The 13,502-nt window shown below is 60.2% G+C and carries 12 protein-coding genes and 1 tRNA gene; 7 read left to right on the top strand and 6 right to left on the bottom strand.

Going from position 1 to position 13,502, the window contains the following annotated elements:
- Positions 1-65: 65 nt before the first annotated feature.
- Positions 66-1,106 carry a sugar ABC transporter substrate-binding protein gene (locus BS627_RS21415; RefSeq protein WP_077985163.1) on the bottom strand — a complete coding sequence of 347 codons (1,041 nt, stop codon included), beginning with the start codon at positions 1,104-1,106 and terminating at the stop codon, positions 66-68.
- A gap of 154 nt (positions 1,107-1,260) precedes the next feature.
- On the opposite strand from BS627_RS21415, the gene BS627_RS21410 reads away from it, so the two are divergent.
- Genes BS627_RS21410 through BS627_RS21385 form a run of 6 tightly spaced genes read left to right on the top strand, consistent with a single transcriptional unit; the run spans position 1,261 to position 7,316 of the window.
- A complete protein-coding gene (locus BS627_RS21410; RefSeq protein WP_077985162.1) occupies positions 1,261-2,010 on the top strand; it encodes a GntR family transcriptional regulator in 750 nt (249 codons plus the stop codon).
- A 22-nt stretch (positions 2,011-2,032) separates the two neighbouring features.
- The gene (locus tag BS627_RS21405) at positions 2,033-2,773 is read left to right on the top strand and encodes an SDR family NAD(P)-dependent oxidoreductase (RefSeq protein WP_077985161.1); all 741 of its coding nucleotides are present in this window, start codon (positions 2,033-2,035) and stop codon (positions 2,771-2,773) included.
- Positions 2,774-2,792: 19 nt separating this feature from the next.
- The gene (locus BS627_RS21400) at positions 2,793-4,265 is read left to right on the top strand and encodes a mannitol dehydrogenase family protein (protein WP_077985323.1); all 1,473 of its coding nucleotides are present in this window, start codon (positions 2,793-2,795) and stop codon (positions 4,263-4,265) included.
- Positions 4,266-4,268: 3 nt separating this feature from the next.
- The gene (gene uxuA, locus BS627_RS21395) at positions 4,269-5,462 is read left to right on the top strand and encodes a mannonate dehydratase (protein ID WP_077985160.1); all 1,194 of its coding nucleotides are present in this window, start codon (positions 4,269-4,271) and stop codon (positions 5,460-5,462) included.
- A complete protein-coding gene (locus BS627_RS21390; protein ID WP_077985159.1) occupies positions 5,459-6,448 on the top strand; it encodes an aldo/keto reductase in 990 nt (329 codons plus the stop codon). The genes uxuA and BS627_RS21390 overlap by 4 nt, the downstream gene beginning before the upstream one ends.
- Before the next feature lie 25 nt (positions 6,449-6,473).
- Positions 6,474-7,316 (top strand): amidohydrolase family protein, encoded by an 843-nt coding sequence (locus BS627_RS21385; protein WP_077985322.1) that lies wholly within the window; start codon positions 6,474-6,476, stop codon positions 7,314-7,316.
- A gap of 61 nt (positions 7,317-7,377) precedes the next feature.
- Here BS627_RS21385 and BS627_RS21380 read toward each other — a convergent pair.
- Positions 7,378-7,462 (bottom strand) — tRNA-Leu (locus BS627_RS21380).
- A gap of 357 nt (positions 7,463-7,819) precedes the next feature.
- On the opposite strand from BS627_RS21380, the gene uppQ reads away from it, so the two are divergent.
- A complete protein-coding gene (uppQ, locus tag BS627_RS21375; protein ID WP_077985158.1) occupies positions 7,820-8,473 on the top strand; it encodes a polysaccharide biosynthesis GNAT family N-acetyltransferase UppQ in 654 nt (217 codons plus the stop codon).
- Positions 8,474-8,527: 54 nt separating this feature from the next.
- Here uppQ and BS627_RS21370 read toward each other — a convergent pair whose 3' ends face one another.
- From BS627_RS21370 to BS627_RS21355, 4 genes are all read right to left on the bottom strand, one after another.
- Positions 8,528-9,799 (bottom strand): GNAT family N-acetyltransferase, encoded by a 1,272-nt coding sequence (locus BS627_RS21370; RefSeq protein ID WP_077985157.1) that lies wholly within the window; start codon positions 9,797-9,799, stop codon positions 8,528-8,530.
- 8 nt (positions 9,800-9,807) lie between these two features.
- Positions 9,808-11,223: a Wzx-type polysaccharide biosynthesis protein UppV gene (gene uppV, locus BS627_RS21365; RefSeq protein WP_077985156.1), complete on the bottom strand. Its 1,416-nt coding sequence runs from the start codon at positions 11,221-11,223 to the stop codon at positions 9,808-9,810.
- A 57-nt stretch (positions 11,224-11,280) separates the two neighbouring features.
- On the bottom strand, positions 11,281-12,483 hold the full coding sequence (gene mdoC, locus BS627_RS21360; protein ID WP_077985155.1) for a glucans biosynthesis protein MdoC: 1,203 nt from the start codon (positions 12,481-12,483) through the stop codon (positions 11,281-11,283).
- An 81-nt stretch (positions 12,484-12,564) separates the two neighbouring features.
- The gene (locus tag BS627_RS21355) at positions 12,565-13,458 is read right to left on the bottom strand and encodes a DMT family transporter (RefSeq protein WP_077985154.1); all 894 of its coding nucleotides are present in this window, start codon (positions 13,456-13,458) and stop codon (positions 12,565-12,567) included.
- Between the last annotated feature and the right edge of the window lie 44 nt (positions 13,459-13,502).

Here is a 13,502-nt window from a genome sequence, read left to right as displayed (position 1 = left end):
GCTTTCGGCGGTGCGGGATTGCCGGGCGTGATCGCGGCCCGCCCGGCAGGTGTTAAAAAGCCTGATTATTTGCAGCTCAGATACGTCGCATCGAAGTTCGCAAGCAGCTTTTTGGTCTCGGCGCGCATGGCATCGACATAGTTATCGACCTTGCTGGCATCGACATACGCCGTGCCGGAATCGATGAACTTGGTCGTCAGTGCGTTGGACTTGAACGGCGCGTCCGCCTTCACCTTGCAGCCGGACTGCAATTTGCTCAAAGCGAAGGAGCCGACATAACCCTGGCCATAGGGGTTCTGCAGCATCGTACCATCAACGAAACCATCCTTGATCGCTTTCAGCACCACTTCGTCGTGGTCGATGCCGACCATGTGGATGCGTTTGTCGCCGATCTTGCGCAGCGCGTTGGAAGCAACGACCGCCGGAACCCAGGCCGTGGTAACGATGCCGTCCACTTCCGAGGCATGGGCGGCGAGGTAGGCATTGATCTTTTCCTCGGCCGGTTCCGGCGCGTCGATATCGGCGATGACCTGAACGACCTCGGCACCGCCTTCGTCAGCCGCCTTCTTCACGGCATCGATACGAAGCTGGGTGTTGGGGTCAACAAGGAAGCCGGTGAAATGGGCGATGCGTTTTTTGCCCGTTCCCATTGCCTTGATGAGTTCCTTGGTGCCGAGATAGGCCGAATTGCCGGTATCGGTGCCGAGGCAGAAAGCGGCAGGCGAAGGGTCCTTGAAGCAGCCGGCGCCGGCAATCACGTTTGCGCCGTTGCCGGTCAGTTCCTCGGCTGTGGAGACCGCGCCGACGGGATCGCCGGGGAAAATCAGGAAGCCGTTATAACCCTGGCTCAGAAGGCTTTCTAGAAGCTGGTTCTGCTGTGCCAGTTCCCATTTCTGCGGCACCTTATAGTCGGCGCCCGCCAGACCGAAGTCCTTGGCGGCGTCCTTACCGGCCTGCTCCCAGGCGGCGAAGTAAGGGTGCGGACCGCCTGGAACGAGGGCGACCTTGCTGGCGTCCGCCGCCTGCGCAACACCGCAGGCTCCAGCGCCGATGATTGCGGCAGCGACGAGGCTGCGCATGAAATGCGTCATGTTTTTCTCCTCCATGAAACGGCCTGTTTCTTTAAAAAAAGCGACTGGAACCTCCCTTAATCGCTTTTTCTCCCAACAGCCGACTTGCGTAAGCACCATGGACACTAGTATACTTGTATCCAAGTTGCAATCAGATTTTCACGACGGCCTTTCAAAAGGGGGAGCGTTCATGACGAAAAACACCAATGCCGGCTTTGCCGGACGCGGGGGCCATCAGGAGGCCTCGGGCCCTGGAATCGAAAGCGTGGAGCTTGTGGTTAACCGCTATGGATCCGTGGCCGATCAGGTTCATGCGGCCCTGCGTCAGGCCATTGTCGAAGTGCGGCTGGCGCCGGGTGCGCCGATCAGCGAGAACTCGATCTGCCGTCAGTTTTCCGTGTCGCGCACACCGGTGCGCGCCGCCATCCAGCGCCTGTCTGAAGAGGGGCTTGTGGATGTCTATCCCCAGCTCGGCAGCTTCGTCGCACCGATCAGGCTCGGTGAAATCCAGGACAGCCATTTTATCCGCCGTTCGCTGGAAGTGGCGCTGCTGCGCGAAGTTGCGCCGAAATGGACGAAAGAGATGAGCCGGACGATGCGGGATGTCATCGCCGAGCAGGAAAGGGTCATCGCCGCCAACGACGCCAACGGCTTTTTCCACGCCGACGAGGCGTTTCACCGGCTGCTCGGCACATTCTCCGGCCGCGAGGGCGTATGGCAGGCAATCCTTGCCGCCAAGGTGACGCTGTCGCGGTTCCATCGCTACTGGGCGAAACCGGAGCGCCTGCCCGCCGTGATCGAGGAGCACCTGGCGGTCGTCGACGCCCTCGACCAGGGCGATGCCGGCGCCGCGGAAAGGGCGCTGGTGACGCATCTGGATATGGTTTTCGTGATCTACGAACAGTTGCCCGAAGAAGAGCGCAAGCATTTGTCCATTTGATAGTGGACGTGGAGGAGACGGAATGGAACTGAAACACAAGACCGCGCTCGTGACGGGCGCGTGCGGCGGCATCGGCCGCGCCGTGGTTGCGGCGCTGGTGGCGCAAGGGGCAAGGGTGCTCGCCTTCGATCGCGATATTGAGGCTGTTACAGCGCTCGCGGAGGGGTTTGGCAACGCCTGTGACCCCATTGCCGTCGATCTCGGTGATGCGGCGGCACTCCAGGCCGTCATGAAAGATGTCGCCAATCGTTTCGAGGTCATCGACATTCTCGTCAACAATGCTGGCGTACTGTCGCCGCACAAACTGGCCGCGACCACGCTTGACGAATGGCACAAGCTGATGGCCGTCAATCTTGATGCCGCCCTGCTGCTGACGCAGGCCGTCGTTCCCGCCATGAAGGAAAACCGCTGGGGGCGGCTGATCAACATCTCGTCTTATGCCTGGAAGTCCGGCGGACTGACGGCGGGCACGGCCTATTCGGTGTCGAAATCGGCGATGGTCGGTCTTACCTATTCCTCCGCCCGCGAACTTGCGCCCTTCGGCGTTACCGCCAATGCGGTCGCGCCGGCCTATGTGGTTTCGCCGATGATCATGGAGCAATTGTCTGAGGAAGACCGTCAGCGGCAACTCGCAGCCATTCCCGTCGGGCGGTTCTGCCAGCCGGAAGAGGTGGCCCATACCGTACGTTTCCTCGCCTCGCCGCTGTCCGGCTTCATGACCGGCACTGTCGTTGACATGAATGGCGGCCTGCAATTCGGCTGAGATACGGAGATAAATGATCATGACAGAACGCCTCTCGTCCCTTGCGTTGCCGCATCTGCCAAACGACGTCCTTTTGCCCGCCTATGATCGCAAAGCGGTGACACCGGGCATCGTGCATCTCGGCGTTGGCGCTTTTCACCGCGCCCATCAGGCCGTGTTCATCGATGATTGCCTGGCGCGGGGCGAAACCGGCTGGGGCATTGTTGCTGCCTCGCTGCGCAGCCCCGATACGCGCGATGCCATCGCGCCACAGGACAATCTCTATACATTCTGCCTGCGTGACGGTGAGAACGAGACGCTGCGGATTGTCGGTTCCATCCTCGAGACCATCGTCGCTCCTGAGGATCCGGAGCGGCTGCTGCAAGCCATGACCGATCCGCGTGTCAGGATCGTCACTTTGACGGTGACGGAAAAGGGTTACCTCGCCGATTTGTCGGCAGGCGCGCTTCTTCGTGACCATCCCGATGTCGTTCATGATCTGGCGCATCCACAAAAGCCGCGCTCCGCGCTCGGTTTTCTGCTGGAAGCAACAAGACGCCGGCGGGCCGCGGGGGCTGTGCCGCTGACTTTGCTCTCCTGCGACAATCTTCCGTCCAACGGACGCATCCTGCACCGTCTTCTGGTGGAGATGGCTGGTATCACCGACGAGGATCTCGCTGCCTTCATCGCAGAAAATCTTTCCTGCCCCTGCGTCATGGTGGACCGCATCGTGCCCGCCACCACGGCTACCGACCGTGAGCGTGTGACGGCGCGTCTCGGCTGTGAGGATGCCTGGCCGGTAATTGCGGAACCCTACTTCCGCTGGGTGATCGAGGATCGCTTTCCGCACGGTCGCCCTGGCATCGAGCTGTCAGGTGCCGAAATCGTTGACGAGGTCGAGCCCTATGAGCATATGAAGCTCAGGATGCTGAATGGCGCCCACACCGCCATGGCCGCAATCGGTCAATGCAGCGGGCTTGAGACGATCGCCGATATCTATGCCGATCCGCGTGTGCGCGGTTACGTCGACCATTACTGGCGGGAGGTCGGTTCGACCTTGAGCCCGGCCGTCAGCGGTCCGGACTATGTTGCCGGTCTGCGCCAGCGTTTCGCCAACCCCGCCCTTCGTCATCGCGCCGCCCAGATCGCCTCTGACGCTTCACAGAAAGTGCCGCAACGCATTCTCGCGCCGCTTGCGGAACTGCGTGCCGCAGGCGCGCCGAATACGGCCGCTCTTTTTGCGGTTGCGATGTGGATACGGTCCTGCGCAGCGCTGAACGAGGAGGGAGAGGCAATTGTCATGGCCGATCCGGCCTTTGCGGAGTGGGGTGCGACCACCGGGAGCGGCGAGGAGCCGGACGCGGTCATCGACCGGTTTTTAACATTCCGTCGCGTCTTCGGGCCTGAATGGCAGGCGGACGAGGCGTTCGTCACGGCGCTTCGGGCCGCCCACCGCGACATCGTCCAATACGGCGCTCTCGGCGCCATCGAACAGCATTTTTCGGAGGAATAGACTATGAAGGAAACCTGGCGGTGGTTCGGTGAATCGGACCCCATCACCTTGGAGCATGTGCGGCAGACGGGTGCGAGCGGCGTTGTAACGGCGCTGCACCAGATTCCCGACGGCACCGCGTGGCCGGCGGAAGAGATCGCCAAACGCAAGGCGATGATCGAGGCGGCCGGTCTGGAATGGAGTGTCTGCGAATCCATTCCCATGGAACAGTCCGTCAAGCGTGGTGATGCCGATGCCCCGAAGGCGATTGTGCGCTGGAAGGATACACTCGCCCGTCTCGGCCGCGCTGGCGTTCCCGTCGTTTGCTACAATTTCATGCCTGTCGTGGACTGGACGCGCACGAACCTACGCTGGCAGGCACGTAATACCGGATTGGCGCTGCGCTTCGAAATGGCGGATTTCGTCGCTTATGACGTCTTCATCCTGAAGCGTGTTCATGCGGCGGAAAATTACGATCCTGCGCTGGTTGCACGGGCCGAAGCGCGTTTTGCGCAAATGAGCGAAGAGGAGCAGTTGCTTCTAGAGCGAAACATCATAGCAGGGCTGCCAGGCGGCGCGCTGGTGCAGACGCGCCAGTCCATCGCCGCGCTGATTGCATCGTTCGATGGTATCGACAGCACGACCATGCAGGGCAATCTTCTCGCCTTTCTGCGGGAAGTCGTGCCGGTTGCGGAAGAAGTGGGCGTGCATCTCGGCATCCACCCTGATGATCCTCCATTCTCGTTGTTCGGCCTGCCGCGCGTGGTCTCGACACCTGCCGATATCCGCACCATCCTCTCGGCCGTTGAAAGCCCGAACAACGGCATTACCCTTTGCACCGGCTCCTACGGCGCGCGCAGTGACAACGATCTCGTGGCAATGGCACAGGAGTTCGCGTCCCGCGTCAATTTCGCCCATCTTCGGAATGTGACCGTTGAAGCGGATGGTTCCTTCTTTGAGGACGATCATCTTGATGGCGGAACGGACATGATCGGCGTCATCGAGGCATTGTTGCGCGAGGAGCTGGCCGCCGCCAAGGCTGGCCGCCGCACCAATATTCCAATGCGACCTGACCACGGCCATCTGCTGGGTGATGACATCACCAAAAAGACCAACCCCGGCTATTCCTATATCGGCCGCATGAAGGGTCTCGGCGAACTCCGTGGTGTCATCCGCACCGTCGAGCGCCAGCTTCGCCGCGAGGAGGGGGCCGCATGAAAACCCGCAAACTTGGCCGCACGGCGCTGTCGCTGAGCGAGCTTTCTTTCGGCGCTGCCGGTATCGGCAATCTCTACCGCAGCGTCAGCCGCGAGGATGCGATGGCGACGCTGCAAGCCGCCTGGGACGCCGGTATCCGTTATTTCGATACCGCACCCTATTACGGGCAGGGCCTCTCCGAACGACGCGTCGGGGATTTTCTTCAGGGCAAACCACGCGACGAATTCGTGCTGTCCACCAAGGTCGGGCGGATCCTGAAACCGGCTGAAGCGGGCGTGACACCGGATTACGGTTTTGTCGACGCGCTGCCTTTCGTGGTGGAATACGACTACAGCTATGACGGCATCATGCGCTCACATGAGCAGAGCCTTGCCCGGCTTGGTCTCGGTTCGGTGGATATTCTCTATGTTCACGATCTGGAGGAGACCACGCTTGGAGAGGAAGCCTATCGCCATCATTTCGGAATATTCACCGAAAGCGGCATCGAGGCGCTGCACGAGTTGAAGGCGAAAGGCCTGATCGGCGCGTTCGGCCTTGGTGTGAACGAGGTTCCGGCCTGTCTGAACCTCATGGAGATAGACGAGATCGACTGCATCCTTCTGGCGGGCCGTTATACGTTGCTCGACCGGTCGGCGGCGGCGCGGCTGCTTGGGCGTTGCGCGGAAACCGGCACCGCGCTTGTGATCGGCGGTGTCTTCAACTCGGGCATTCTTGCAACCGGTGCAAAGCCGGGCGCGACCTTCAATTACAATGAAGCCGCGCCTGAAGTCATGGAGCGGGTGCGCGCCATGGAAGATCACGCCGCCAGCCACGGCGTCGCGCTCGCGGCGGCCGCTTTGCATTTTCCGCTGCAAAACGCCGATGTCGCCAGCGTGCTGATCGGCACGGCGAAACCGGACAGCCTCCGGCGCAATCTATCCATTTTCGAAACGGCCGTGCCGGACGCCGCCTGGGCGGGTTTTGACGCGCTCGCTCTTGAAGATTGACGGGCACGACAGGGAGAAGGACGCCATGGACCTCATTGATACCCACCAGCATCTGATCTTGCGGGGCAAACTCGGTTATGCCTGGACGCGCGGCGAGCCGAGCCTTGCGGGAAGCTTCACCCGGGCGGACTATGCAGCTCTTGTCGAGGGCAGCGGTGTCGTCGGCACGATCTTCATGGAAACCGGGGTCGATGACAATGATTATAGGGCGGAAGCCCGGCTTGTGGCCGGCATGGTTGGGGAAGGGACCTTGCCGATGTTCGGCCAGATCGCCAGCTGCCGGCCGGAAACGGATCAGGGGTTCGACGCCTGGCTGGAGGAATGCCGCGACCTCAAAGTGGTCGGGTTCCGGCGTATCCTCCAGGTTATGCCCGACGATACCAGCCGTGCGGAAAACTATCGCCGAAATGTGCGCAAGATCGGCAAGGCCGGGTGGCCGATCGATCTGTGTTTTCATTCCCGTCAGCTGGCCATTGCCGCCGAACTTGTCCGTGCCTGCCCCAATGTCCGCTTCATGCTTGACCATTGCGGCACGCCTGATATCGCCGGAAACGATTTTTCCGCCTGGAGCGAGCGCATGGCCGATCTGGCCCGCCTGCCCAATCTCTTCGTCAAGCTTTCGGGTGTCACCGCCTATTGTGCGCCGGGGCAAACGACTCTGGAAAACGTGAGACCTTACGTGGAAACCGTATTGACGCTGTTCGGCCCCCAAAGAATGGTCTGGGGCGGCGACTGGCCGGTGGTCGATCTCGGTTCCGGCCTGCCGGAGTGGATCGCCATGACGAGAGCATTTCTGTCGGCGCTTTCACCGGATGAGCAGGCAGATATCGGCCATGGCAATGCCAGACGTTTTTATCTGGCGGCATAGCATGATCCTTGACCGGATATGGTCTCGTTCATGCCGATAAAGTCGTGCAAATCGTAAGAGGTGGTGCGGGTGGTCGGGGTCGAACCGACACTCCTTTCGGAACCGGATTTTGAGTCCGGCGCGTCTACCAATTCCACCACACCCGCATTTCGATGCCGATTGTGTTTCAGGTCACTGAGGCAATGCCACGGCGTCTATCACGGGCGAGACCTTGCGTGCAAGCCCAAAAGCAGGAAATTTGCCTTTACGAAAGGCTATCCCAGCGCGCGGTGGCGTAGGGCGAAAATCACGAGCCGACATTTAAAAAAATCGGCGAAATTGCTGTGGCACAGGCATTTCAATCAGTCTCACCTGTTTCAAAACAATACACCTGGGGTTGAATTATTCGGATAATTTTAGATATATCTAATAAAATGGCATATACGCAATTACTAATTGAAACTATGATGCCGATGTGGAGTTTCCACGCGGGGCGGGAGTAGCCAACTCATAGGGAGGAAATTATGAGGGCTCTTTCTCGCAATTTGTTACTGTCTGCCTGCCTGATCCTACCGGTCAACGCCCATGCGCTGGATATCGGGATCGGCGGAGAGAACGGGGTTAATGCTAGCGTGGGTAGCAATGATAGCGGTGGTCTCGGTGTCGGCGCTTCCGTTGGCGGCAGTGGGGGGGTTAATGCCGGTGCTGATATCGGAGGCCGCAGCGGCGGCGGGCTGGGTGCGGATGTCAACGCTTCGGTCGGTGGCAGCAATGGGGTCAATGCGGATGTCAACGCATCCGTCGGCGGTTCCAGCGGGGTCAATGCCGGCGTGAATGCCTCCGTCGGCGGTTCCAACGGTGTCAACGCAAATGTCGGAGCCAATGTGGGCGGATCAAGCGGGCTCGGTGTCGATGTCGGGCTGGGCATTGGCGGCTCAGGTTCGCCGAGTAACCCTGGCAATCCGGGGAACCCGGGAAATCCTGGCAATATCGGAAATCCGAACAATCCCGGCCGGCCGATGACGCCTCGCGCCATGCGTCAGGTCATCCAGTCCTATAACGACATGTCGCGCACGGAGCAGATAAAGCTTGCCCGCCGGTGCGTCGATATTCTGGGTGGCGGATACGATGCCGCTTTGACGCAATTGTGCAAGATGATCAGGACGGCCTCGCGCTAAGACGGGTCCCATCCGCGTCCTGAAATCCGAAGGGCGCTGCCAGCGCCCTTCGGATCAATTGCCCTTGCGTCCGAAGGACAGGATTTTCTGCCGCAGGCTGCGGGCGAGGTTGCGGGTGTTGCGGTACATGTCCACCTGGGTGGAAACCTGCCGCACGTCCCGGTCGCTATTCTGGGCAAGCCCGACAACCAGCGTGCCCATTTCCTGCCGTTCCTGCCAGAAGCGGCTCATGATCGGATGATCGGGCACGGCGCAGCTGTCGCTGCGCAGAATATTGGCGTCATCCAGATGCCAGTCGGTCAGTCTCTGCACCAGCAGCTTGCCGGGAGAAAATTGCGCATAGTTTTCGTCGAAAGCGGTCTTCCACGTATAGGCTTCGCCGGCTGCGATGAAGACGACCATGGAAGCAATCGCGCTGCCGTTGAGATCGATGGTGTGGATACGCACCGCATCCGCTTCGGCCAGATTGGTGATCGCCTCGCGGGCGAAGGCGGCGCGATAACGGTCATTGACCAGCGCGGTGCGCTTGCGGCCTTTCCAGCCGCTCGCCTCCAGCGCCAGAAACTCCTCCATGCGGTAGCGCACGTCCGCTGGCTGGCGGGTAACGGTATAGGAGAGGGGCCCAAGTTTTTCGAGCTGACGCCATTGCCTGTTCATTTCGCGCAAATGGTGCGGCGCAAGGGCGTTTCGCAGATACGCCTTGCCGTCGAGAAGGCTTTCCAGCATCGGCCGGTAATAATTGCCCGTCGTCGTCACCGGCAGGTTGCGGCTGAGCGCGATGGCTTTGAACATTCGGGCAAACGGCCCTTCCAGCCGGACATCCGGCAGAACCAGAACATTCGGCAGACGCATGTTGCTGTCGGACAGCGCATCGAAAAGATTGTCGAGGGTTTCGGCAGCACCTTCGGTGTCGACCAGCGGCGTGCCGAGCGGCCCGAATGGATTGGCCCAGACGCGAATGATGGAGGGACCGATGGAAAAACCCGGCTTTTCCACGGTAAAGGGCATCAGGAAGCGCATGCGGCTTCTGGCGCCGTTCTCGTCGCGGATGAGGGCGAAACGCACGGACTTGTCTTCGATGCGCGGCATGGCGGGTGCGAGAAGCCTTCCGGTGAAGAAGACATTCGCCTCCATGACGCGATTGGACAGAAAGTCGAGTTCTTCCTGCATGTCATAACCGAGCTGACCCGGATAGATACAGAATTCCCGGCCATCGCGGCCCACGCGTCGGCTGCTGTCGGCCACGGGACGGTCACGCTCCGCAGACGCCATCAGCGCCGCGATGCGCGGATCCTGAAAATCCGGATTCTTTGGATCGCTGGACATGCTTATCGTTACACCGCCTTCCCAGTGTTTTGACCCGCCCGGGGATCGTTGAAGGCAAAAAGGACGATCCCGAGTGTGCGGCGAATGGCAATATGCAATAGCACAGCTTCTATACACATGGCTATCGCCACCGCTGCCGCGGCCCCTGCCAGACCATAGACCGGAATGAGCGCCATGTTGAGTGCAATGTTGCAACCAAAGATGATAATATAAAGCGCGACGCACAATTTTTGTTTGCCGGCCATGTTCAGCAATGTTTCTCCCGGGCCGATCAGCGCCTTGGCGAGGAAGCCTGCGAAAAGGAAGAACATCAACTCATAGCCCTGAACGAAGCCGGGGCCGAACAGCGACAGCAGGAACGGGCCGGCCAGGAGCACCACGCTGCCGACGGCGAGCGACGGCCAGAAAGCCCAGCGCGCGGCCTGGCTGGCGAAACCGGCAAGCCCCTGCCTGTCATTGGCCGACATCAGGGCGGCCAGGCGCGGGGCGGCGGCCGCCTGCACCGAGAAAAACACAAATTGCATCAGCACGATGGTCTTGGCCGCGGCAAAATAAATGCCGACCTGATCCGGCGGCAGGTAAAGGCCGACGATCACCACATCGGAATTGGTCATCAAAAAACCGATGCCGTCGATCAGGAACATCGGGAAGGCGAAGCTTATCCAACGGCGGAAATGCACCCTGCGGGCCGTGCTGCGGAAATGCCGGTTGAGCCGGCGGTTCATGAAGACGAAATGGAAAAGCGTGGTGACATAGGTGGCAAGAAGCGCCGTGAGCATGGCTGTCGTTGCGGTTTTTCCCGCGCCAAGACCGATTGCCGCCAGCATGAACAGTAGGATAAGCACCGGGCGAACGATGTAGGTGGGGCTGAGAGCGGAGACCGCCCAGCCATTTGCGCGCGCCGTGCCGTTCAGCACATCGCCCAACGCAACCATGGGCAGGGTGAAAAGCGCCAGCGACATGGGAATGAGATAGTAGGAAGCGATGCGCTCGCCGAAGAAATACAGGAAAACGAAGCCGAAGATCGCAAGCGCGCTGGCCGAAAGCATGGCGAAGACACGCGCCGTCGAGGTCAGTCCCATGATCTTGTCGTGGGCGTCCTCCAGACGATAGCCGGGTAAAAAGCGTATGACCGTGGTGTGAAAACCGAGACAGGAAAGATTGCCGAACAGGATCACCAGTACCCAGACAAATGCGAACAGGCCGTATTCGAATTCGCCCATCAGGCGGGCAAGAATGATCTGGGAAATGAAGGCGATGCCGGCGCTGACGATGCGCACCGCAAACGCAACGAGCGCCATACGCTGCGCACGGGAGAGTTCATCTCCGCCGGAAAGAAGAACGGCGACTTTCGTTACCAGCGGCGAAAGCTTCGCGCGCAGGTCTGCGGGTAGGGCTTTTTCCGCCGTGTTGAGGATAGCCATGATCCACACGCCATCATTTCCAGTTGAATAGGCAGGCCGATCATACCCGCTCCATCCTTAACGAAGGGTTTGGGACGCGCCGGCCCGTGTGCCAATATTGTCCATCACGCGTGGCCTGCGGATGCCGTTGAACAGGAAAAGGGCGAGCGGGCTGCAACGTATCGCCTGATGCAGCATATAGGCCACCGCCGTGGTGGCCGCGACGATGATGGTGAATTCCAGGATGGGCGGCAGCGCAATGAGGATGAACAGCGTTCCGAAGGCGTAGATGAGCGGATGGTGAAACAGGTAGATAGTGAAGGATGCATCCGTCATGCCTCTGGCAATCCGGTTCGGCCTGTCGAAATAGCGGCAGGCGAGGTGGATCAACAGACGGCTTGTCGCCACCGCCGCAACTGCCGACACCAGCACCAGCAGCGCCGAATTCGAAAAGGGATGTTGCAGGCGCAAGGTCACCGCCGTCGCGATGGCGCCCGCCGCGACGATGCCGGTGGGAAGACCCGTCTGGCGAAAGCGGTGAAAGAGGGCGCGGTCACGCTGCAGAAGCGCGCCGATGAGGAAAAATGGCATGTAACGCGCATAGGGGTCGGAGGCGCGTTCATAAAGAAGAAAAAGGGGGCTTCCGCTCTTTGCCGCAAGCAGGCCGGATCCGTAGATCGTCAATTCCCATAAAACAGGCAGGATGCACAGCGCCGCAAAAAACAGGGCGGCATGCCGCTGGCGCAGGCTGCCGAACCAGTGTCTGATATGTGCCAATGGCGGACGTTCCGCGAGAAACAGCAGGCCGGCAAGCAGGATCGAATAGAAGATAAGGGCCGGCAGGAACCAAAGATGCATGATCCATTCTTCGCTCGGACGCAGCAGGCCGGGTAGCCTTTCAAGCAGCCGGTCGGCCGGGATGTCGCCTTTGGCGACGCCGGCCAGTTGCAGCAGGAAAAGCTGTGATGGCCCGAGCAGAAGGACCGCCACGACAAAGGGCACGCCGAGACGCAGGAAACGTTGCCTCAGCCAGCGCATCTTGCCCTTCTTGCCGATGACCATGGTGGAGAAGTAGCCGGCAACCAGAAAGAATGACGGCATACGGAAGGTGACGAGCGCAGCACCCAGCGCGCTCAGAAGCGGGCTGGTGTCGAAATCCTTGATGTCCCATGGCAGAGCATGGCTGTAGAGAAGGGAGACGTGATAAGGGATGCCGAGCAGCATGAGGAGGGCCCTTAGCGGGTCCCAGTAATGCTCGTAATCTGATTTGCCCGGTTGCATTTTCCCCTCGCGCCGTAAGCGCGATCCCGTTTGATCAGTAATGACCAGCACGACTATTGGTGGAAAACGCTAACAAACCCTTCACGCCCCGGAGGGTGTGGGCGGAGCCTTTTTCCTGGGCAGGAGATCGAGAACCAGGGCACAGCCTAAGATGATGATGCCGGCGCCGAAAAGCTGGGGAAGCGAAAGCGGTTCATCCAGCACCAGTGCGCCGATGAGAACCGCCACGACGGTCACGGCGAATTCCACGCTGATCGCCCTGGTTGCACCGATCGAGGAGACAAGCCTGAAATAGGTGATGTAGGTAAGTCCGCTCATGACAACCGCCTGTATGAGCAGATAACCGTAGTCGATGAAGCGCGGCGCTCCAGGCAGGGGCACGGCCAGAAGAAGCGGTAAAGTCATCAGCCCGCCCGTGAGGAAGGAGCCGATGGTGATTTCCCACGAACCCACGCCCTTGAGATGGCGGCTGGCATAGTTGCTGCCATAGGCGGCGCAGATGCAGGCGGCAACGCAGGCGGCACAACCGATGAAGAAGCTGCTTGTGACGGGAACCGCGGGAAAGCCGACGAGCAGGATAATGCCGCCGAAACCGATGACGAGACCGGCAAAGCCCCGCTGCGTCAGACGCTCAAGACCCCATAGCTGTGAGATGAGCATTGAAAAGAGCGGGATGGTGGCCACCAATATGGCCGCCATGGCGGTACCGACCAGCGGCGTCGCATAGGAAAGGCCGATCAACTGTCCCGCGACGGTTGTTGCGCCGACAACGGCAAAGGCGCGCCAGCTGGCGGAAAATGCAAGCTTTCGGCGGGCCGTAATCGCGATCAGAAAGAGGGCGACGGCGGTGACAAGCGAGCGAAGCGTAACCGCGCCGATCCAGCCGAAGGCCTCCACGACATGCAAAAGCAGCAGGAAAGACATTCCCCACGCGAGTGCGAGAAAAACATAAGACGCAAAGTCGCGAGGAGCCATGAAAGCGTTTTCCGAAAGACGATGAGGCTCCCATATTGGAAATT

This window comes from Agrobacterium salinitolerans (assembly GCF_002008225.1).
Taxonomy (GTDB): domain Bacteria; phylum Pseudomonadota; class Alphaproteobacteria; order Rhizobiales; family Rhizobiaceae; genus Agrobacterium; species Agrobacterium salinitolerans.
The sequence above is the reverse complement of the archived record's forward strand: the minus strand, read 5'-3'. Positions and strand labels throughout refer to the sequence as shown.